This is a genomic window from Bradyrhizobium sp. USDA 4504 (genome assembly GCF_054063995.1).
In genome coordinates this window covers 3,409,007-3,429,254 of sequence record NZ_JBSSGV010000001.1, presented here as the reverse complement: position 1 = coordinate 3,429,254, position 20,248 = coordinate 3,409,007, and the positions used below count along the sequence as shown (strand labels likewise).

23 protein-coding genes, 1 tRNA gene and 1 pseudogene are annotated in these 20,248 nt (G+C 65.9%); 18 read left to right on the top strand and 7 right to left on the bottom strand.

Features of this window, described 5'->3' with window-relative positions; all coding sequences use genetic code 11:
• The first annotated feature begins 63 nt into the window (after positions 1-63).
• Entirely contained in the window at positions 64-930 is an 867-nt protein-coding gene (locus ACVMB1_RS15895) for an isocitrate lyase/PEP mutase family protein (RefSeq protein WP_253623764.1), read from the top strand.
• The gene (locus tag ACVMB1_RS15890) at positions 927-1,226 is read left to right on the top strand and encodes an acylphosphatase (protein ID WP_057020862.1); all 300 of its coding nucleotides are present in this window, start codon (positions 927-929) and stop codon (positions 1,224-1,226) included. Before ACVMB1_RS15895 ends, ACVMB1_RS15890 begins: the two co-directional genes overlap by 4 nt.
• Before the next feature lie 9 nt (positions 1,227-1,235).
• Here ACVMB1_RS15890 and ACVMB1_RS15885 read toward each other — a convergent pair whose 3' ends face one another.
• Positions 1,236-1,982 (bottom strand): class I SAM-dependent methyltransferase, encoded by a 747-nt coding sequence (locus ACVMB1_RS15885; RefSeq protein ID WP_456848750.1) that lies wholly within the window; start codon positions 1,980-1,982, stop codon positions 1,236-1,238.
• 289 nt (positions 1,983-2,271) lie between these two features.
• On the opposite strand from ACVMB1_RS15885, the gene ACVMB1_RS15880 reads away from it, so the two are divergent.
• From ACVMB1_RS15880 to ACVMB1_RS15865, 4 genes are all read left to right on the top strand, one after another.
• Positions 2,272-2,829 carry a GbsR/MarR family transcriptional regulator gene (locus tag ACVMB1_RS15880; RefSeq protein WP_057020860.1) on the top strand — a complete coding sequence of 186 codons (558 nt, stop codon included), beginning with the start codon at positions 2,272-2,274 and terminating at the stop codon, positions 2,827-2,829.
• Between the two features lie 26 nt (positions 2,830-2,855).
• Positions 2,856-3,521, top strand: a complete 666-nt coding sequence (locus ACVMB1_RS15875) for a DUF4166 domain-containing protein (protein WP_076831227.1) — start codon at positions 2,856-2,858, stop codon at positions 3,519-3,521.
• Positions 3,518-4,954, top strand: coding sequence for a TIGR01777 family oxidoreductase (locus ACVMB1_RS15870; protein WP_076831225.1), 1,437 nt, complete (start codon positions 3,518-3,520; stop codon positions 4,952-4,954). The genes ACVMB1_RS15875 and ACVMB1_RS15870 overlap by 4 nt, the downstream gene beginning before the upstream one ends.
• 73 nt (positions 4,955-5,027) lie before the next feature.
• Complete coding sequence (locus ACVMB1_RS15865) at positions 5,028-5,390, top strand: hypothetical protein (RefSeq protein WP_143271108.1); 363 nt, start codon at positions 5,028-5,030, stop codon at positions 5,388-5,390.
• Positions 5,391-5,408: 18 nt separating this feature from the next.
• Here the strand turns inward: ACVMB1_RS15865 and ACVMB1_RS15860 are convergent, their stop codons facing one another.
• Positions 5,409-6,266 carry a LysR family transcriptional regulator gene (locus tag ACVMB1_RS15860; RefSeq protein ID WP_057020856.1) on the bottom strand — a complete coding sequence of 286 codons (858 nt, stop codon included), beginning with the start codon at positions 6,264-6,266 and terminating at the stop codon, positions 5,409-5,411.
• Between the two features lie 115 nt (positions 6,267-6,381).
• On the opposite strand from ACVMB1_RS15860, the gene ACVMB1_RS15855 reads away from it, so the two are divergent.
• Positions 6,382-6,807: a tautomerase family protein gene (locus tag ACVMB1_RS15855; protein WP_057020855.1), complete on the top strand. Its 426-nt coding sequence runs from the start codon at positions 6,382-6,384 to the stop codon at positions 6,805-6,807.
• Positions 6,808-6,810: 3 nt separating this feature from the next.
• On the opposite strand, the gene lipB is transcribed toward ACVMB1_RS15855, so the two are convergent.
• Positions 6,811-7,539 carry a lipoyl(octanoyl) transferase LipB gene (gene lipB, locus ACVMB1_RS15850; protein ID WP_456848748.1) on the bottom strand — a complete coding sequence of 243 codons (729 nt, stop codon included), beginning with the start codon at positions 7,537-7,539 and terminating at the stop codon, positions 6,811-6,813.
• A gap of 60 nt (positions 7,540-7,599) precedes the next feature.
• Here lipB and ACVMB1_RS15845 point away from each other — a divergent pair, with 60 nt between their 5' ends.
• The 3 genes from ACVMB1_RS15845 (at position 7,600) to ACVMB1_RS15835 (ending at position 8,649) form a co-directional block, all read left to right on the top strand.
• Entirely contained in the window at positions 7,600-7,845 is a 246-nt protein-coding gene (locus ACVMB1_RS15845; RefSeq protein ID WP_076831216.1) for a FliM/FliN family flagellar motor switch protein, read from the top strand.
• A 93-nt stretch (positions 7,846-7,938) separates the two neighbouring features.
• Positions 7,939-8,023: transfer RNA gene (locus tag ACVMB1_RS15840), tRNA-Leu, on the top strand.
• 278 nt (positions 8,024-8,301) lie between these two features.
• Positions 8,302-8,649 (top strand): hypothetical protein, encoded by a 348-nt coding sequence (locus ACVMB1_RS15835; protein ID WP_456848746.1) that lies wholly within the window; start codon positions 8,302-8,304, stop codon positions 8,647-8,649.
• A gap of 6 nt (positions 8,650-8,655) precedes the next feature.
• On the opposite strand, the gene ACVMB1_RS15830 is transcribed toward ACVMB1_RS15835, so the two are convergent.
• Positions 8,656-10,035, bottom strand: coding sequence for a polysaccharide deacetylase family protein (locus tag ACVMB1_RS15830; RefSeq protein ID WP_076831210.1), 1,380 nt, complete (start codon positions 10,033-10,035; stop codon positions 8,656-8,658).
• A gap of 96 nt (positions 10,036-10,131) precedes the next feature.
• Entirely contained in the window at positions 10,132-10,947 is an 816-nt protein-coding gene (locus tag ACVMB1_RS15825; protein WP_057020842.1) for a polysaccharide deacetylase family protein, read from the bottom strand.
• 84 nt (positions 10,948-11,031) lie between these two features.
• Between ACVMB1_RS15825 and mgtE the strand changes: the two genes are divergently transcribed.
• Both mgtE and ACVMB1_RS15815 read left to right on the top strand, forming a co-directional pair.
• Entirely contained in the window at positions 11,032-12,453 is a 1,422-nt protein-coding gene (gene mgtE / locus ACVMB1_RS15820) for a magnesium transporter (RefSeq protein WP_076831207.1), read from the top strand.
• Positions 12,454-12,579: 126 nt separating this feature from the next.
• The gene (locus ACVMB1_RS15815; RefSeq protein WP_028343385.1) at positions 12,580-12,900 is read left to right on the top strand and encodes a helix-turn-helix domain-containing protein; all 321 of its coding nucleotides are present in this window, start codon (positions 12,580-12,582) and stop codon (positions 12,898-12,900) included.
• Between the two features lie 772 nt (positions 12,901-13,672).
• Here ACVMB1_RS15815 and ACVMB1_RS15810 read toward each other — a convergent pair.
• The gene (locus tag ACVMB1_RS15810; protein WP_076831204.1) at positions 13,673-14,200 is read right to left on the bottom strand and encodes a DUF6428 family protein; all 528 of its coding nucleotides are present in this window, start codon (positions 14,198-14,200) and stop codon (positions 13,673-13,675) included.
• 49 nt (positions 14,201-14,249) lie between these two features.
• Here ACVMB1_RS15810 and ACVMB1_RS15805 point away from each other — a divergent pair, with 49 nt between their 5' ends.
• From ACVMB1_RS15805 to ACVMB1_RS15790, 4 genes and pseudogenes are all read left to right on the top strand, one after another.
• The gene (locus ACVMB1_RS15805; RefSeq protein WP_076831201.1) at positions 14,250-14,609 is read left to right on the top strand and encodes an ArsR/SmtB family transcription factor; all 360 of its coding nucleotides are present in this window, start codon (positions 14,250-14,252) and stop codon (positions 14,607-14,609) included.
• A pseudogene (locus ACVMB1_RS15800) lies at positions 14,609-15,296 on the top strand (aquaporin). The gene ACVMB1_RS15805 and the pseudogene ACVMB1_RS15800 overlap by 1 nt, the downstream one beginning before the upstream one ends.
• Positions 15,293-15,715, top strand: coding sequence for an arsenate reductase (glutaredoxin) (gene arsC / locus ACVMB1_RS15795; protein WP_057020837.1), 423 nt, complete (start codon positions 15,293-15,295; stop codon positions 15,713-15,715). Before ACVMB1_RS15800 ends, arsC begins: the two are co-directional and overlap by 4 nt.
• Complete coding sequence (locus tag ACVMB1_RS15790; RefSeq protein WP_057020836.1) at positions 15,712-16,878, top strand: MFS transporter; 1,167 nt, start codon at positions 15,712-15,714, stop codon at positions 16,876-16,878. Before arsC ends, ACVMB1_RS15790 begins: the two co-directional genes overlap by 4 nt.
• Here the strand turns inward: ACVMB1_RS15790 and ACVMB1_RS15785 are convergent.
• Positions 16,847-17,755 carry a LysR substrate-binding domain-containing protein gene (locus tag ACVMB1_RS15785; RefSeq protein ID WP_057020835.1) on the bottom strand — a complete coding sequence of 303 codons (909 nt, stop codon included), beginning with the start codon at positions 17,753-17,755 and terminating at the stop codon, positions 16,847-16,849. The two genes, ACVMB1_RS15790 and ACVMB1_RS15785, sit on opposite strands and share 32 nt — an antisense overlap.
• A gap of 80 nt (positions 17,756-17,835) precedes the next feature.
• Here ACVMB1_RS15785 and psrA point away from each other — a divergent pair, with 80 nt between their 5' ends.
• Positions 17,836-18,966, top strand: coding sequence for an iron-containing alcohol dehydrogenase PsrA (gene psrA, locus ACVMB1_RS15780; RefSeq protein ID WP_076831197.1), 1,131 nt, complete (start codon positions 17,836-17,838; stop codon positions 18,964-18,966).
• 25 nt (positions 18,967-18,991) lie between these two features.
• Entirely contained in the window at positions 18,992-20,239 is a 1,248-nt protein-coding gene (gene phnA / locus ACVMB1_RS15775; RefSeq protein ID WP_371852169.1) for a phosphonoacetate hydrolase, read from the top strand.
• Positions 20,240-20,248 lie beyond the last annotated feature (9 nt).

Here is a 20,248-nt window from a genome sequence, read left to right as displayed (position 1 = left end):
TATGATGAGAGATGGATTGCTTCGTCGCTTTGCTCCTCGCAATGACGTGGATGGAGACACATCATGGCCTTCCGCAAACGCCGCGAAGCCCTGCGATCGATACTCACCGGATCGATCTGCATCCGCCCGGGCTCGGTCTATGACGCGACCTCGATCCGGATTGCGGAGGATCTCGGCTTCGAGCTCGGCATGTTCGGCGGCTCGGTGGCGTCGCTCGCCGTGCTCGGCGATCCCGATATTGCGCTGATCACGCTGACCGAATTCGCCGAGCAGATACGCCGCATGTCGCGTGCGTCGACGCTGCCGGTGCTGGTCGATGCCGACCACGGTTACGGCAACGCGCTCAATGTCCGCCGCACGGTTCAGGAGGTGGAGGCCGCCGGCGCGGCCGGCCTCACCATCGAGGACACGCTGCTGCCGCAGGTGTTCGGCCAGGCCAAGACCCAGCTGATCTCGCTGGAGGAAGGCGTCGGCAAGATGAAGGCGGCGCTTGACGGCCGCAGCGATCCGTCGCTCGTCATCCTGGGCCGGACCGGTGCCGTTTCGATCACCGGTCTCGACGATGCGATCGCACGCGCCAGGGCCTATGAGGCGGTCGGCGTCGATGGCTTGTTCTTCACCGGCATCAAATCGCGTGGCGAGTTGGAGGCGCTCTCGGCCGCGACGACGCTGCCGATCGTGCTCGGCGGCGCGCCGGAGGAGATGACCGCGCTCGACTATCTGGCAAGCCGGCGCGTCAGGATCGCGCTGCAAGGCCACGCGCCATTCGCGGCCGCAACCCAGGCCGTCTACGAGACGCTGAAGGCGCTGCGCGAAGGCACCTCGCCGAAGAACCTCAAGGGTATCGCCTCGTCCGAACTGACCGGCCGCGTCATGCGCGAGGCGGAGACCAAGGCGCGCAGCGGCGAGTTCCTCGGTCTGAAGAAATGAGCGGCGTGATCCGCCACGTCACCATCAGCGGCCGCGTCCAGGGTGTCGGCTATCGCGGCTGGGTCGACGAGCAGGCAAACGCACGCGGCCTCGAAGGCTGGGTCCGCAACCGCCGCGACGGCAGCGTCGAGGCGGTATTCGCCGGTCCCGACGACGTCGTCACTGAAATGATCACGGCATGTGGCCGCGGTCCGTTCTCGGCGCGCGTCGCTGCCGTGCACGCCGCATCTGGCAATTCCGATCTTTTGAACCAGCGCCGGGCAGGGGAGCGGTTCTCGGTCCTGCCCACGATCTGAAGCGCGTCGTTACGCGGCCGCTGAGATCACCAGCGCCTGAATCCGGCCTTCGATCGCGCCGCTGCCGAAGCGGCGCGCAACGGCCGATGCGGCGTGCTCGGTCGCCGCATCAAGGCCGATACCGCCGCGCGCCTCGATCTCGCCGCGCAACGGTGATCCCTGGCAAAAGCCGATCGCAGGATCATGAGGCGCATTGGCCCGGCTTTGCAGCCGAACGTCGTCGATTTCGATCTTGCCGAAGCCCGCGACTGCAAGATCGGCCCGGATCGGGTCGGCCGCGCAGTGGCCATAAGGCGTGCGCGCCAGGAAGCGCGGCGGATCGGCCGGAAAGACCTCCGCCAATGCCCGGGTCACCACGTCAGCAAACTCGTTGTCTTCGATGCGACCCCACATGCTGAACAGGAAACGGCCGCCCGGCTTCAGCACGCGGCGCGCCTCCGAATAACCCTTGGGCTTATCGGGGAAGAACATCGCGCCGAATTGGCAGGCGACGACGTCGAAGCTCGCATTGTCGAACGGCAGGTTCAGTGCATCGGCCTGCCGCCAGGTGATTGCGGTCCCGCTCGGCATCTGTGACTTCGCTCGTTCGAGCATCGGCTCATTCAGGTCGGTCGCCACGATCCTGGTGTCGCTGCCGAGCGCGGACGACAGCGCGCGGGTGACGGCGCCGGTGCCGGCTGCCGTCTCAAGCAGGTCGCGCGGGCCAAGAGCCTTGGCGCGTTGCGCCAGATCGCGTGCGTAGGGTTCGAAAATCATCGGCACGAGGAGCCGGTCGTAAAGCTCTGGAATGGATCCAACGAACTCCTTGCTGGCATGCGCAATCTCCCTTGCGGCCGCGACGCCGGGCAACCCGGCGCACGGCCCATCATCCACGCGGATCAGCTTGGACAAAGAGCTCGGGGGCCACAAAGGAAAACTCCTCACCTCCGATGCACGGCATTCGCCGAGGCGCCGGATAGGTCAGGAGACCTGCCATGTCTCGTGCGCCGTCGTGGACAGCACGGCCAGCCTTGACTTCTGCTCCGAACCGTCTGATATTTCTGTCATGACAGAAATAACCGCCAAGAAAAAACTTCCCGCCGTCGTCGAGCGCTTCATCCTGCATTGGGGCGACATGGGCGACGAATGGGGCGTCAACCGTTCGGTCAGCCAGATCCACGGGTTGCTCTACCTTGCCGAAGCGCCGATGACGGCGGAAGACATCGCCGACACCCTCGGCATGGCGCGCTCCAACGTTTCCAACTCGATCAAGGAGCTGTTGTCCTGGGGATTGATCCGGCGGGTGCCGATCCTTGGCGACCGCCGCGACCACTTCGAGGCCGAGACCGACATCTGGGAGGTCGCGGCCAGGATCGCGGCGGGGCGCAAGGAGCGCGAGATCGATCCCGCGCTTGTAGCGCTGCGCGCCTGCGTCTCCGACGCGGCCGACGATCCCGCGATCAGCCCGCTCGCCAGCAAGCGGCTGAAGGAGATGCTGACATTCACCGAGCTGGTCGACCGTTGGTACACGCAGATGCTGAACGTGCCGCGGCCGCGCCTGGTCGCGTTGATCAAGCTCGGCGAGAAGATCGTGAGTTTCCTGCCCACGGGCAGGGCCAAATAAAGGCGGCGGCGTAACGGGAGCGTGCGATGGCGTCAGCAAGGATATCCGCCTTAAAGACAGCGCCGGCTTCCGATATAAAGCTGCTCGACGACCACCGCTTCCGCGCATTGCTGTCGGACGAGGATTGGGGCCGCCTGCCGGTTGCGATCTGGCGGCGTTTCTCGAAACGGTTCGAGGACGGCAACACCGTCGTCTATGTCGGCGAGGTCGAGGAAGCCGCGTGCAGCCGCATCGGCTGGTGGCTGGCGCAGGCCGCGCGGCTGATCGGCGGACCGTTCCCGACCGGCACCGAAACGCGCGTGCCGATGATCGTCACCGTCACCGAGGACGCGGCAAGCGGCGGCCAGGTCTGGACCCGCATCTGCGCGCGCCGCGACGGCTTCCCGCAGGTGATTCATTCCGCCAAGCGCTTTGCCGGTTCGACCGGGCTCGAGGAATATGTCGGCTTCGGCGTCAGCATGGCGCTGCGGATCGCGGTCGAGCACGAGGCGCTGGTGTTTCGCAGCGTCGGCTATTCGCTGCAACTCGGCCCGTTTCGCCTGCCGCTGCCCGAATGGCTCACGCCGGGCGATCTCACCGTGACCCATTCCGATCTCGGCTGCGGTGACTTCCGCTTCACGCTGGAGATCATCCACCCGCGTTTCGGCAGGCTGATCCGTCAGTCCGCTGTGTTCAGGGAGGCCACGCCATGACGCCGCTGCTTTGGACACTTGTCGCCATCCAGATTGCGATGGGCGCATTCGATACGTTCTATCACCACGAATTCACCGAGCGGCTGGCCTGGCGTCCCTCGCAGCGCCACGAGCTGCAGCTGCACAGCGTGCGCAACATGCTCTATGCGCTGCTGTTCCTCGTGCTCGGCTGGCTGCAAGTGCACGGCATCCTTGCGATCGCGATCATGGCCGTCCTCGTCGTCGAGGTCGTCATCACCTTGATGGATTTCGTCGAGGAGGATCTGAGCCGAAAGCTGCCGCCGAGCGAGCGGATCAATCACACGCTGCTGGCGATCAATTACGGCGCCATCCTCGTGCTGCTGGTGCCGGTCCTGATCGGCTGGGCGATGCTGCCGACCGCCGTCGCGCCGGCCTATGCGGGTCCGTTAAGTCTGTTCGCGACGGCTGCGGCCTTCGGCGTCGCGCTGTTCGGCGCGCGCGACTTTGCCGCGACGAGGCGCCTCGGACGGTTGGCCAGCGTGCCGGCCGCGACGCTGGTCGAGAAATTGCCGGCGCGGCAGACCGTGCTGGTCACCGGCGCTACCGGCTTCATCGGCAGCCGCCTGGTCGCGAGCCTCACCGCATCCGGCCATCAGGTGATTGCGTTGATCCGAAATCCGGCAAAGGCCGACATGCTGCCGCCGCCGGTGACGCTGGTCACGAGCCTCGACCAATTGCCCGCCGACTACGGGATCGACGCCATCGTCAATCTCGCGGGCGAGCCCATCGGCAACGGCCTCTGGACCGAGGCCAAGCGCCGCAAGATCATCGCCTCACGTATCGACATGACGTCTGACGTGATCAAGCTGATCGCGCGCCTCGAACGCAAGCCGTCGGTACTCGTGAGCGGCTCCGCGATCGGCTGGTACGGGCTCTGGCAGGACCAGGTGCTGACGGAGTCGGCGAAATCCCACGCCTGCTTCAGTCACGAATTGTGCGAGGCCTGGGAGAATGCGGCGAAGCCGGCCGCGGATCACGGCGTGCGCGTGGCATATTTGCGCATCGGTCTCGTGGTCGGCATCGATGGCGGCTTCATCACGCGGATGCTGACGCCGTTCGAGTTCGGCCTCGGCGGCCCGCTCGGCTCGGGCAAGCAGTGGATGTCGTGGATCGAACGCGACGACCTCGTGCGCCTGATCGCGCATGTGATTGCGAGACCTGAACTGTCCGGTCCTGTCAACGCGACCGCGCCGATCCCGGTGACCAACATGAAATTCACCGAGGAGCTCGGACGCCGTCTGCACCGGCCGGCGATCTTCCGCGTGCCGGCGGCGCTGCTCCGCGCCGTTGGCGGCGATTTCGCCGACGAGCTCTTGCTCGGCGGCCAGCGCGTGCTGCCGAACAAGGCGCTGAGCAACGGCTTTGTGTTCCGACACGAAACCTTGCGCAGCGCGTTCGATGCGATCCTGTGAGGAGGCCTCGATGTGCAGCACCTGTTCCCGTGCATTCGGAGGTTGGCTTGCGGGCTGTGGCGCGGCGACTGCGGTGATTTCCGCCGTCGGTCAGACCATTGTGATGATGACGTCGCACGGCGATGTCGCGCGGCTGCTCTACGGCATCGTCGTGATGCTGCTTCCGTCGGCCGCGATCTTCGTCATCACTTGTCTGCTCACAGCAATTCCCACGGCGATCGTCGTCTGGTTCACCGAGGAGTTCCATATCCGAGCCGCGGGATTTTTCGCCTGCGCAGGCGCGGCGATCGGTGCGTTGAGCATCACTGTCCTTCTACGATCCCCGGCTGTCTGGACATCCGGACTGGTTTGCCTGTTCGTCGTGGCCGGGTTTGTCGCCGGCCTGACCTACTGGTTCGTCATGTGCGAACTGGCGGCAGGCGAAGACTCGATGTGAACCGCTACGGTGTTCAACCTATGCCGCAGACGCCACGCTCCGAAACGTCGCGGCCAGCGTCCTGAGTGCCGCGAGCTTGGCGGGATCGCTGACTTTCGAATGCAGCATCACCTTCGACGTGCCGAGCCGCGGCAGCTTGTGGGCAGGGCCGATATCGACCAGGCCCGGCGGCGCGATGCGGCGGACGAGGGGCGCGACGGCAAGCCCTGCAAGCGCGGCCGCCACCACCGCGGTGACGCCGCCGCCGACGAAGCTTTCGGTCCAGGCGATGCCGGCCTTGTCAAGCGCGCGCACGGCGAGGGCGCGCACGCCGCAGGGCGGCGCCAGGGTCGCGAGCGGCAGCGCATCGCCGCGCGGCCAGACGAAGCGTTTGGCGGCGAACCAGCCGAATTCGTCCTCGGTCAGCTTCTCGCCGCCGCGCCGGCTGCCTTCCTGGCGCACGATCACGGCGTCGAGCTCGCCGCCATCATAAGCGTCGAGCATTTCGCGCGAGAAGCCGATGGTCACGGAGAGGGCAAGCTGGGAGGCCATCGCGTGCAGCCGCTCCAGCAGCGGCACCAGCTCCGGGCCCGCGGCGTGATCGCTGATCCCGAGCGTGAGTTGCTGCCGCGCTGGTTTCTCGCCGGCCAGCGCGCGATCATGCACCTCGATCAGCGCGCGGGCGTGCTGCAGGAAGGCCGCGCCGTCGGCGGTCAGCCGCACCGCGCGCGGCGAGCGCTCGACCAGCCGCTTGCCCAGCACCGTTTCGAGCCGCTGCAACTTCATGCTGATCGCCGCCTGCGTGGTGCCAAGCGCCTCGGCGGCGCGGGTGAAGCCTTGCAACTCGGCGACGAGGAGGAAGGCCTGCACGGTGTCGATATCGAGCGTGGCGGTCATGATCAAGGATTGTTATCATTGCTATCAATCTAGATAAGATACCAAGATGATGCGCGAAGGTCTAGCTAGAGGAGGCGCAATTGACCCGCGCCAACCGGATTCAAGGAGACCGATCATGCCGCTCATCACCGTCACCTACGCGACCTCGCGCGAGAGGCCGTCGCTGAAGTCCGACATCGCCGCCGCCGTGTCGGACCTGACCGCACGGATTCTGCACAAGGATCCGAAGGTCACCGCTGTTATCGTGAGGTCGGCTGATGCCGGCGACTGGTTCGCAGGCGGCAAGTCGCTCGCCGAGCAGGGGCTTGCGAGCTACTGGCTCGACATCCACGTCACCGAGGGCACCAACACCAAGGACGAGAAGGCGGCCTATCTCGCGGCGCTGTTCAAGCGGATGGGCGAATTGCTCGGGCCGCTGCATACCGAGAGCTACGCCCATGTCGACGAGGTGAAGGGCGACGCCTACGGCTTCGGCGGCCTCACCCAGGAGCGTCGCTACATCGCCGGCAAGCTCGAGGTCGCGCCGCAGAAGGCGGCGTGAAGCCTATGACGTCGCTTCCGGCAGGCGCGCTGCGGTGTCGCCGAACACCTCGGCAAATGCCTGCCGGAGCGCGATGTCGACATCGGCCATCGTGACCGGCAGTCCGAGATCGAGCAGCGAGGTGACGCCATAGCGCGGATCGACCACGCCGCAGGGCACGATGGCCTGGAAGTGCGCAAGATCAGGCTCGACATTGATCGCGATGCCGTGGAAGGAGACCCAGCGGCGCAGCCGCACGCCGATCGCGGCGATCTTGTCCTCATGGCCCGGTCCCTTGTCCGGGCGCTGCACCCAGACCCCGACGCGGTCCTCGCGGCGCTCGCCGCGGACGTTGAAGGCGGCCAGCGTGCGGATGATCCATTCCTCCAGCGAAGCGACATAGGCGCGCACATCGGGCCGGCGCCGCTTGAGGTCGAGCATCACATAGGCGACGCGCTGGCCCGGGCCGTGATAGGTGACCTGGCCGCCGCGGCCGCTCTGGAAGGTCGGAAAGCGCGGCGCGAGCAAATCGTCGGCCTTGCCGCTGGTGCCGGAGGTATAGAGCGGCGGGTGCTCCAGCAGCCATACCAGTTCGGGGGCCGCGCCCGTCGCGATCTTCACTACCCGCTCGTCCATTGCGGCGAGCGAATCGGGGTAGGGCACCGCGCGGTCGGAAATCCGCCATTCGACCGCTTCGCCGCCCGAAGGGCGCGCAAAGGTCGTCAAATCGAGGCTTTGGCGGTCGTTAACCATTAGCTAACCCTAACGTGGTCAGGTGAACCCACAATCTAGTTCCCGTTCGGCGGTTCAGAAGTGCCCACCCTCGATAAAGTCAGCGTTGATCTCATGGTGGTCCTCGGCACCACCACGATGCCGATTCACCAGGTCATGCGGCTGTCCCGCGGCGCCATCATCGAACTGGATGCCACCGAGGCCGACGAGGTCAAGATCCTCGCCAACAACCTGCCGGTGGCCAGCGGCGTGGTCCTGGTCGACCGCAACCGGATTGCGGTCGAGGTCAAGCAGATGCTGCCGAAATCTCCCGGGGTTCGCGGCTAATTCCCGCATTAATCGCCTTGTCCCTGCATCCGTGATTTGTTACATGGCCCCGTCGATCCGGCGGTGCCTTCGGGGTTCCATCCGGTATCCCAAGCGCTCGTGGCGGAATTGGTAGACGCGCTGCCTTGAGGTGGCAGTGGGTAACACCGTGGGGGTTCGAGTCCCTCCGAGCGCACCACACCTCAGCTGATCCTTGAAATCGCTGGACTTTTCGGAGCGTGGCCGCTCGCCGGCTATGCCGGCCCGTGCCTCCGGGGGCAGGTCCGACGAGTGCAGGCGGGTGACGTGGAGGTGCAGGTCGATGCGGTCATGTAACACCGGTCAGGTAGATTCGCGGATGCATGGCCTTACCGGTTTGGTGTTGCCGACCGAAGCCGACCGCTTTCCCCCAATCGCGCGGCTGCAAGCTTGCCTTACCGGAGCGCCTGATGATTCTTTGCGAGCTACGTCTACCGTGTGGTCTCCAACTTCGTGTTCCTGGGGCTGGTCTATTTCACGCTGAACCTTCTGGAGAAGTACGAGCAGCGCGCGACGGTCGCAATTCTGGTCCTGGTCTATGCGGCGATGCACGCCTTTTCCGGCCTGCGCTCGTTCTATTTCTTCCAGCGCATCGAGCGCCTGGAGGGTGAGACGCGGCGGCTCGCCGCGGCGGCCGGCGAGGGGCCAAATGCTGTCGCCTCGCGCAGGCAGATCGTCGCCGATGTCACCGTGCTCAGGCATGCCGGCGAGATCAAATCCTATATCGATATCTTCTTCCTGGCGCTGGTGATCCTGCTCTGCGTCGCCAAGATCGTGGCCAGCTAGATCACGTCAATCAGGCACGCGCTTGCCGGCCGCCGCCGCCTCGGCGCGCGGCGTGCGCTTCTTCACATTATTGGCGACGTGGACTGACGCGTTGTCGGCAGCCGGCGGCGCGACATGCAAGGGCGCGCCGTGGCCTCGGCCGTGCGCCGGGGCGGGTCCCTGATGCGCAGCCTGCTTCGGATGCCTGGCCTGGCGCGCGGAGAACGCCTGCGCGCGCGATACGCCAACGCCAATTGTCGCACGCTGCACGAGGCGGCGATTGGCCGCCGATCGGGCTGCGAGCAGGGTCAGGTCGAGCGCTTCGGGAACGCGGAACACGTCGGGCGCCGGGACCGGCATTGTCGGGACGGATGCGAACCGCGCAAGCTGGGGCTGCGGCCACAGCGTGCGGACGGGCATCGCGACCCGGGTGCGCTGTGCGTGGTCGAGGATGTCGGCATCGCGCCAATCCATGTCGGCAAGCACCGGGGCAGGCAGCGTCCGCGTCGCGGTGAAGACGAAGTTCGGAATCCTGGGCCAGCGCGTGGTCGCCACCGTCTCGGTCGGCGGATGCAGGTACCATTGCTGCGGCTGGGTCGGCGTCGCCGGGCGATCGGGCGTTGCGGGCACGACATGAACGATCCGGTAGCCGCGCTCCTTCAGCGTGTTGAGGATGCGCGGCAGCGCCGCAACGGTGCGCGGCTGGATGTCGTGCAGCAGCAGGATGCCCTTGCGCTTGGCTTCGATCCGCTGGATCGCGAGGTCATAGACCCGCTGCGGCGAGATGTGGCGCCAGTCGTCCGCGGGGAAGTCGGCGCTCCAGACCTGAATGCCTTGGGACGCCAGATAGGCCTCCGGGATCTCGGCGCGCATCAGGCCGGGAATCCGGAAGAACGGCGCGAGCTTGCTCTTGTCGCCATTGAGCGCGGCGAGCGTCGAGGCGATGCCGTCGTCGACCTCCTGCCGCACCTTCTCGAGCGGCATCTTGTTCATCGTCAGCGGATGGTTCTGGCTGTGCGTGCCGACGGTATGTCCGGCCGCGATCAGCTTGCGCACGCCCTCCGGATTGAACCGGGCCTGGGAGCCGATGGTGAAGAAGGTCGCCTTGACGCACTGGCTGGCGAGAATGGCCAGCACCTGGTTGCTGTATTTAGGTAGCGGCCCGTCGTCGAAAGTCAGTACCACTTCGTGATCGGCGAGCGGCAAGGTCTCCGGGTACTGCATGGTGCCGATCCGGGGATGCTCCTTGGGATCGACGACGAGGGTCCGCGAGGTGCCGAGTGCGTTGGGGTTAGGGCAGTCTGCGGCGAGGGCGGCGTACGGCGTCATCAAGCCGCAGCCCAGCAGCGCCGCGCGGACCACGGTCCGCGACCGCTTCCGGATCATCACCAAGACGTTTGCAATCATCGAATCTCGGCCGCATTCCAAACGCACTGACGAATCCTTAGGTGCGGCGCCATGAATGCCGCCTTAACGGTCTGTAATCCACCTAGCGTCCCGGGTTCAATGTGTCCGGTCGGACACGGTTTTCAGCGCCGCCGGGACGATGTGGACGACGTGGTATTTATGCTCCTGCAGGTACCTCAAGAAGGCGGGCAGCATCTCGGCTGTCCGCATTTGCGGGTCATGCAGCAGTATAATTCCCTTGCGGTGGCCTTCGAGCCGCCCGGTGAGCAGCTTGAGTTCCTCCTCGGGGGTCATCTTGTTCCAATCGCTGGCCCAGAAATCGGCTCCGAACACCGCGATACCGCGCTTTTCCAGATGGTCCAGCAGGGCGGGTGTCGATTCGAAATAGGGGAACCGGAAGAATGGCGTGCTCGGGACCGTGCTTGCGGTGCCGCGCAGGGCCTTCTGGACCGCTTCGATCCCCCGGTTGATGTTCGCCTCGGCCTGATCCAGCGGGAGCTTGTTGAGATGCGGATGGTCCCAGCTGTGATAGCCGATGCTGTGGCCGAGGCGCGCGATCTTGCGGACCATATCGGGATGATCGGCCGCGTTGCGGCCGACCATGAAGAAGGTTGCCTGCACGCATTCGGCCGCCAGCGCCGTCAGCACCTTGTCGGTGACCCCCGGCGTCGGTCCGTCGTCGAAGGTCAGCACGACCTCGCCATCCCTGAGCGGCAGGGTCTGCGGAAAGCTCTTCAGCCCGACGCGCGGATAGGTCGCGGGGTCGACCTCGAGTACACGTGAGGTGCCGAGCGCGTCCTTGCGCTGGCATTCGGCGGCGTGCGCCGAGCCGAACAGTGCAACAGGCGCGAGCGCGACCAGCGCCGCGAAAGCCTTCCGGAGCGGTCGCGGTGCGCTCGACATCTTTCTCATTGCACTGGGCCCCACCGATTAGGTAATCCGTTCCGCACTCATCCAACCAGTTTTTCCCCTCCTGTCAAACCGGCGAAACACGGCATGGCCGAGAATTTCGACGTTGCCGAACCCGCCGAGGCCGATCCGCTGGCCCGGATGCCGATGCGGGACGAGGAGGGCGAGCTCCGCGGCGAATTCGTCGCGGCGATCACCCGGGCCATCCACGCCGCCGACCGGCCGTTGCTGTGCGAGGTGGTGGCGGAACTGCACGAGGCCGATCTCGGCGACCTGATCGTGGCGCTGGAGCCGGTCGACCGCGTCACCCTGGTCGAGATCACCGGCACCGATTTCGACTTCTCGGCGCTCAACGAGGTCGACGAGACGGTCCGCGAGGAGATCCTCGAGGAACTCGAGCCGGAGACGGTTGCCGAGGGCGTCCGCGAGCTCGAATCCGACGACGCCGTCGAGCTCCTGGAGAGCCTCGACGAGGAGGACCAGGAAGAGATCCTGGAAAAGCTGCCGGCGGCCGAGCGCGAGGACATCGAGCGGAGCCTGCTGTACCCGGAGAATTCCGCCGGCCGGCGGATGCAGACCGAGTTCATCGCGGTGCCGCCGGATTGGAATGTCGGGCAGGCGATCGACTATATGCGCGACACGCCGGATCTGCCGGATCGCTTCTACGAAATATATGTGGTCGATGCCGACAAGCACCTGCTGGGCGCGGTGCCGCTCGACGTGCTGCTGCGCACGCGCCGCCCGGTTCCGATCAAGGACCTGATCGACGAGGACCGCCGCCGGGTCTCCGCGCTGGAGGACCAGGAAGAGGTCGCGCGGATGTTCGGCAAGTACAACCTGGTCGCAGCTCCCGTGGTCGACACCATCGACCGGCTGGTCGGCGTGATCACCATCGACGACGTCGTCGACGTGATCGAGGAGGAGGCAGACGAAGACTTGAAGGCGCTCGGCGGCGTCACCAGCGACGAAGAGCTGTCCGACACGGTGTGGACCATCGCCCGCGGTCGCTTCAACTGGCTCCTAGTCAATCTCGCCACCGCGTTCCTGGCCTCGTCGGTGCTCGGTCTGTTCGAGGGCCAGCTCGAGAAGATGGTGGCGCTTGCGGTGCTGGCGCCGATCGTGGCGAGCCAGGGCGGCAATGCCGCGACCCAGACCATGACGGTCGCGGTGCGCGCGCTCGCCACCCGTGAGCTCGGCCCGTACAACGCGATGCGGGTGGTGCTGCGCGAGACCATGGTCGGGCTCGTCAACGGCATCGCCTTTGCCGTCATCACCGGCGTCGCCGCGGTGGCCTGGTTCAAGATCCCCGGCCTCGGCATCGTGATCGGGCTTGCGATCATCTGCAATCTGGTGGCCGGCGCGCTCGGCGGCATCCTGATCCCAATGGTGCTGGAACGGGTGCGGGCTGACCCCGCGGTCGCCTCCGGCACCTTCGTCACCACCGTCACCGACGTGGTCGGCTTCTTCTCCTTCCTCGGCATCGCCACGCTGTGGTTCGGCCTCAAGTAACGCGCTCGCGGGCAGGGCGGCGCATGGTCCGGGCGCGAGCCGCGCCGGGCCGCTTATCGTTAATCCGAACTTAACGCGCTTCATCGATGATGCCGCTATCTCCAAGGGGCCATCACGGGGGCCATCATGCAGCGGTTGCGGCTCAAGGCGGACGGACGGATCGTCGAATTGCGCGACGGGCAGGAAATCCCGCTCGTGCCCGCACATCCCGACCAGGCAGCGATGCAGCCTGCGGCAGCGCAGCCGGCCGTACGCGATCTGCGCCGCCGGGCCCAGCTCACCCAGCTCGAATTCGCCGCCAAGCTCGGCGTGCCGGTGGAAACCATCCGCAACTGGGAGCAGGGCAAGCGCGCGCCGCGTGGACCCGCCCGCGCGCTGCTCGCCGTGATCGCCCATTCGCCGGAGACGGTGTTCGCCGCGCTGTCGAGCGAGCCGACGGCGGCTTGAGCGGGTAGGGCGCGCTCTATCATCGCTGCAATCTCGGTGTCGTCCCTGCCTAGTGCGCAATTGCGCACGGGAGCAGGGACCCATACTCCGCGGCCCGTGTTGTGAACGGGACTCGTTCGTTCGACCGTCCCGCAACAATGCCGATCTGTGGTTATGGGTCCCTGCTTTCGCAGGGACGACAGCGAGCGTGTTGCGCGAGCTGTGAATCAAGCTTCCGCGTCCTCGCGACATGATCTGCCCGAGCTTGCTTTTTGTTCCGCCCTCTCTTGAACAGAGGGCGCAGGGAAAGCCGGGTGCCGATCGCACCCATGGGCCCCGAGCAAAAGGTAGAAAGCTCGGGGGTAGGACCACAGGTGTAACCGGAAACAACCCGGCTTTCCCTGCGCGATGGGTTACGGCTTATACGTGCTCTCCCCGGCGAGACTGGGCTTTTTTGTCGCCGCCCTCGCAAACGCTTGCGCACTTTGCGAGAGGACACCTGCCGCTAGGGCGTCAGGCCTGCACGATTTCGCCGTCCGCATCATGCGCACTCGTCAGTTGCGCTTGCCGCGTCCACCGCATCTCACCGCAACACTCCTGACGATGCGCAGCGCCCCTCGATCGGGTGAGACGGGTTATTCATACACTGAGTTGCGCTTCGGATAAAGCGAAATATTTTTGCTTCGGAGGCTTGACCTGTCGGGCAACTCAGTGATCGGCAATTTCCGGGCAGTCTTGCCGCGAGCGCCAATCCGCGTGACACGTCTGTCCATATCAGGCGTTCAAGCATCCATCACCCGCAGCACGGCTGTTTGGCTTTCGGTGCGCAGCAGAACTGCTGGTCCTGGAGCCATCGGTCGCGCGGCTTGCAGCTCGACGGACGCGCCGAGAGATAGACGCGGATCGCCGCGTCGCCGGCATCCATGCGTTCGGCGCGATAGATCTGCATCGGCCGAACACCGTCGCTCACCTCGAACGTCAGCCGGGCTTGCGGGTCGAAGCCGACGGCCTCGTCGACCTTGCGGATGATCGCAAGAAATTTTCCGGCCGGCATGTGACCGCGGTTTTCCTCCTCGATGTCCCAGAGCTGAATGAAGGTCTCGCTCCAGCTCTCCGGGTTCGCGCCGCAATCGAGCGCCCTGAACGAACCGGTCTTGACTTCGGTCACGTGGTAGCTGGGGCGGACGTCCCGGCCGTCGTAGCTGAAGATCAGCGGTTTCTCCTTGTGCGCCTCAAGGCCGGAAAGGAGGGCCGCGGATGACAGCTCTTCCACCGGAAGCAGGGCGCCGACGATCGAACGGGTATTGGCAAGCGTGTCCATGGCTGCTATCCGTATTTCAACGATTGTTGAATTGTAGGATTATCGAAAGATGGAGGAGCGTCAAGCCCGAACCGCCTTCGCCGCGTTGTCGCAGGAAACGCGGCTGCGGATCGTGCGGCTGCTGGTCCAGGCGGGTCCCGAGGGGATGGCCGCGGGGGCGATTGCGGAGGCGGTCGAGGTGTCGCCATCCAACGTGTCGTTCCATCTGAAGGACCTCGAGCACGCCGGCATGATCGTGCCGCGCCGCGAGGCGCGCTCGATCATCTACTCGGCGGATTTCACCGGTTTGCGTGACCTCATCGCCTTCCTGATGAAGGATTGCTGCGCGGGCCACCCGGAGATCTGCGCGCCGGTGCTCGCCGCCGCCCAGTGCAAGCCTTCCACCAGCAAGAAGAGAGCGCGTGCGTGATGCGCGATTTCGATCTGCCACGGCGCCTTGTGGCGGAATGTCTCGGCACGTTGCTTCTGGTCGCGACCGTCGTCGGCTCCGGCATCATGGCAGAAACCCTGACCAAGGACGTGGCCCTGGCGCTGCTCGGCAATACGCTGCCGACCGGGTGCCATGCTGGTGGTGCTGATCACGATCCTTGGACCGATATCCGGCGCGCATTTCAATCCGGCGGTGACGCTGGTGTTCACGCTCAAGGGCGAGCTCCGCCCGCCGCACGCCGCGCAGTACGTCGCGGCGCAGGTGCTCGGGGGAATCCTGGGTGCGATGGTCGCGCATGCCATGTTCGGCCTGCCGCCCCTGGTGTTCTCCGCCAAGGCGAGGACCGGGTTCCCGCAGTGGTTTGCGGAATTCGTTGCCGCGTTCGGACTGGTCGCAACAATCATCGGTGGCCTGCGGTTTCGCGAGGCCGCTATCCCATGGCTGGTCGGGCTCTACATCACGGCCGCCTACTGGTTCACCGCGTCCACGTCTTTCGCCAACCCGGCCGTTGCCATCGCGCGATCATTCACCGATACGTTTTCCGGTATCCGCGCGCAGGACCTGCCGGGATTTATCGTCGCCGAGATTCTGGGGGCGATGGTCGCGCTGGCGCTGATGACGTGGCTGTTGCGGCAGAGCGAAACGAAGATGGAGGCAATCCGATGACGATCACGATCTACCACAATCCCGATTGCGGGACGTCGCGCAACGCGCTGGCCATGATCCGCCAAAGCGGGGAGGAGCCGGAGATCGTCGAGTATCTCAAGACGCCACCCGCGCGCGACACGCTGATCGCGCTGATCAAGGCCATGGGCATGACGCCCCGCGCGCTGCTCCGCGAGAAAGGCACGCCTTATGCAGCGCTCGACCTTGCCAATCCGAAATGGAGCGACGACGAGTTGATCGATTTCATGATCGCGCATCCGATCCTGATCAATCGGCCGATCGTGGTCTCGCCGAACGGCGTGAAACTGTGCCGGCCGTCCGAGGCTGTGCTTGAACTTCTCGCCACTGACATTGGCCAATTCGTCAAGGAGGACGGAGAAGTGGTCCCGCCCAGGACGCCGGGTGCGCGCGCCGGATGAGCCGCCGTGCAGACAACGTCCTGATTGTTGCGCTCGGGACCACGCAAACCCTTGCCTGGGCGTCGAGCTATTATCTGCCCGCCATCCTCGCGGACCCGATCGCGCGGGACCTCGGCATCTCGACCAACTGGCTGTTCGCCGCGTTCTCGATGGCGCTGGTGATCTCCGGGCTGCTCGGTCCGCGCGTCGGCCGCCAGATCGACCGGATGGGCGGACGCGAAGTGCTCTGCGCGTCCAACCTCATCCTGGCGTCCGGGCTGATCCTGCTCGGGCTGTCGCAGGGCGGCGTGCTGATGGCGGTGAGCTGGCTGTTGCTCGGCGTCGGCATGGGTCTTGGCCTGTATGATGCAGCCTTCGCGGCGCTCGGGCGCATTTACGGCAACGCCGCCCGTCGCTCCATCACCGGCATTACGCTGATCGCGGGCTTTGCCAGCACGATCGGCTGGCCGCTGAGTGCGTGGGGGCTGGCAACCATCGGCTGGCGCTGGACCTGTTTCGGCTGGGCTGCGGCGCACATCCTGATCTGCCTGCCGCTCAACGGCCTCCTGATCCCCAGGCTAAAGCGGGAGCATCGGATCGCGGCCGACACGCCGAAGCCGCACATCGCCATCGACCGCGCGATGGTGTTACTCGCCTTTGCCTTCGCCGCCGCCTGGAGCGTGACGTCGGCGATGGCGGTTCATCTGCCGCGAATTCTGGAGTCGCTCGGTGCGACGCAGGCGCAGGCGATCGCGGCGGGCGCACTGATCGGCCCGGCTCAGGTGGCGGCGCGCATTGTCGAAGCGAGCCTGCTGAAGCGCTTCCACCCGCTCTGGTCGGCGCGCCTGGCCTGCATCACACATCCCTTGGGCGCCTGCGTCATCGGCCTGTTCGGCGGTGGCTTCGCGGGGGTGTTCGCGCTGTTGCACGGTGCCGGAAACGGCATCCTGACCATCGCGCGCGGCACGCTGCCGCTGGCGATATTCGGTCCGAAGGATTACGGCTACCGCCTGGGACTGCTCGGCGCGCCGTCGCGACTGTCTCAAGCCCTCGCGCCCCTCATATTCGGATTCCTGATCTCGCCGCTCGGTGGCTACACGCTTGCGGTCACATCGGCTCTGAGCTTGGCCGCGCTGCTGGCGCTGTTCGCACTCAAGGCCGGGCCGAAGACCCCCTCGCGGTAGCATCACGCCCCTTCATCCGCCGGACCGTGTCGATGAACGCCTTGATGATCGGGGAATGGCCGCGTCCGCTGTGATGCGCGATGCTGTACTGGGTCTTGATGGTGCGGTCGCTGATCTCCAGCGCGCGCAGATTGGGATGCGGCACGAATTCGAAGTCGGCGACGACGCTAATGCCCAGGCCGCGCTCGACCGCCTTCCACACACCCTCGCGGCTCTCGATCTCGAACACCGGTTCGATCCTGATGCCCTCGGCCTGCATCGTCGCCTCGAACGCGCGCCGCGTGGTCGAGCCGCGCTCGCGCAGCACGATGGGCTGGTCGGCCAGCTCGCGCAGCCTGACCGACTTGCGCTTGAACCAGGGATGGTCGCGGTTGACGAACACGATCACGCGGTGCGTGCGGTAGGGGATCATGGTGACGCGCGGATCCTCCGGCACCTCCGCCAGGATCGCGACGTCGGCCTCGAAGTCGACGATGTGGCGGAAGGTGCGTTCGGAATTGCCGAGCAAGGTCGAGATCTGCACCTCCGGATGATCGCGCTTGAACGCCGCGATGATCTCGGTGGCATGAAACGGCCCGACGGTCGCGACCCGCAGATGGCCCTTGGTCGCCTTGCCGTGCGCGGCCAGGAGGTCGTGAGCCTCGTCGCAGAACGTCATGATGCCGCGGGTGATCTCGAACAGCGCGGCGCCGGCCTCGGTGAGCTCGGTATGCCGCGGCTTCCGAATCAAAAGCTCGACGCCGTAGCTCTCCTCCAGCTCCTTGACCTGGATGGTCAATGTCGGCTGGCCGACGTTGAGCACGCGCGAGGCCGCGGTGAAGCCGCCATGGGTGGCGACCGCGTGGAAGGCGCGAAGCTGGCTGAACACTATTGACATAATCAATAGAACGCATCCGTAGAATGAATTTGTCAATAGCAGCCGGCGCCGTACCTTCGCGCCAAACGGAGGACGCGCGGATGGACTGGACTTATTCCAACCCGGTGAGGATCGAATTCGGAGCCGACAGCTTCGACAAGCTGCCGGGGCTGATCGGCAAGCGCGCCTACGCGCTCGTGACCTATGGCGAGCCGATCTTCGACGAGCTCGAGCGGCGGCTGCGCGCCGCGGCGGGACCGTCTGTCTTGACTATTCGCGACGTCGCGCCCAATCCGGACTACCGCCTGCTTACCGAGCAGACCGCGCGCTTTGCCGGGCTCGCGAGGCAGCCCGAGGTGATCGTCGCGCTCGGCGGCGGCTCGGTGATCGACTCCGCCAAGGTGTTCGCGGCCGCCGGCGGCGACTTCGCGACCGTCAAAACCTATCTGGAGACGCAGCAGGGCGCCGAGCGCCTCGCGGCGATCCCGATCATCGCGGTGCCGACCACCGCGGGCACCGGCAGCGAGGTGACCTGCTGGGGCACGGTGTGGGACGAGGCCAACGGCAAGAAATACTCGCTGGCGCGTCCGTCGCTCTATCCGACCCATGCCGTGATCGATCCGCGCCTGATGCTCGGCAAGCCGCAGCTTCTGACCGTCAGCACCGGGCTCGACGCGCTGTCGCATGCGCTGGAGAGCATCTGGAACGTCAACAACAATCCGGTGTCGGCCAACCACGCGGTGGCCGCGGCACGCAGCATCCTCGAGGTGCTGCCGAAGCTCGCCAACGACCTCGGCAATCTCGAGCTGCGCAGCCGCATGGCGCAGGCGGCGCTGTTCGCGGGCCTGGCATTCTCCAACACCAAGACCGCGATCGCGCATTCGCTGTCCTATCCGATTACGCTGCGGCACGGCGTCCAGCACGGCATCGCCTGCTCGTTCTCGCTGCCGATGGTGCTGCGCAGCGTCAAAGGGGCGGGCGGGCTCTGCGAGGACAGCTTGAGGCAGATCTTCGGCGCCGACCTGGCCCGCGCGGCCGACGATCTCGAGGACTGCATGGCGCGGCTCGGCATCTCCTGCAATCCGGCCGCCTACAGGATCGAGCGCGCCGAATGGCACGCGCTGATCGCGGACTCGCTGGAGGGCGAGCGCGGCCGCAACTTCTTAGGGTCGAAGGAACGGTTGATCGAGGCAGCGCAGACGCAGCGGATGCCGAGCGCGGCGAACGCGTGACGACGGCGCAGTGACGAGGAGAGGCATCATGCAAGACAATCGTAAAACCATCACCGTGAACGGGCGCGATTACGAGGCGCCGACGCGGCCAACCGTCGTGATTTGCCTCGACGGTTCGGAGCCCGGCTATATCGAGCGGGCGATCGAGGCCGGCGTCGCGCCGACCTTCGCGCGCTTCATGAAGGAGGGCGCGCACGTCCATGCCGCCAGCGTGATCCCGAGCTTCACCAATCCGAACAACCTCTCGATCATCACCGGACGTCCGCCCGCGGTGCACGGCATCGCCGGCAACTACTTCTACGACACGGCGAACAACGCCGAAGTCATGATGAACGATCCGAAGTTCCTGCGCGCACCGACCATCCTCGCCGGTGTCCACGACGCCGGCTACAAGGTTGCCGCCGTCACCGCCAAGGACAAGCTGCGCACCTTGCTTGCGTACGGTCTGGACTATTCCAGCGGCCGCGCCATCGCCTTCTCGTCCGAGAAGGCCGACCAGGCCACCAGGGCGGCGAACGGCATCGATGATGTGCTCGATTTCGTCGGCCTGCCGCTCCCCGAGGTCTACTCGGCCGATCTGTCGCGCTTCGTGTTCGCGGCCGGCGTCAAGCTGGTCGAGCGTTACCGTCCCGATCTGATGTACCTGTCGACCACCGACTACATCCAGCACAAGGTCGGGCTCGGCACCAAGATCGCCAACGACTTCTACGCGATGATCGACGGCTATCTTGCGAAGCTGGATGCGCTCGGCTGCAACATCGTGGCGACCGCCGACCACGGCATGAACGACAAGTTCCTGCCCGACGGCAAGCCCGACGTGATCTACCTCCAGGACGTCATGGACGACTGGACCGGTACGGGCGCCGCACGCGTGATCCTGCCGATCACCGATCCCTATGTCGCCCATCACGGCTCGCTCGGCTCGTTCGCGACGATCTACACGCCGGAGGGCGCCAACGTCGACACGCTGCTGTCGCGGCTGCGTGCGACCGGCGGCATCGAGGTCGCGCTGACGCGCAAGGAGGCCTGCGCCAGGTTCGAGCTGCCGCCGGACCGGATCGGCGACATCGTCGTGATCTCGACCAGGCACAAGGTGCTGGGCACCAGCGAGTCCCGTCACGATCTCTCGGGCCTGACCGAGCCGCTGCGCTCGCATGGCGGGCTCACCGAGGAGCGGGTGCCGCTGATCGCCAACCGCAGGATCGCGCTGCCCGCCGGTCACGCCCTGCGCAATTTCGACGCCTTCGACGTCGCGCTCAACCGCATCCAGTGACGCATTCGG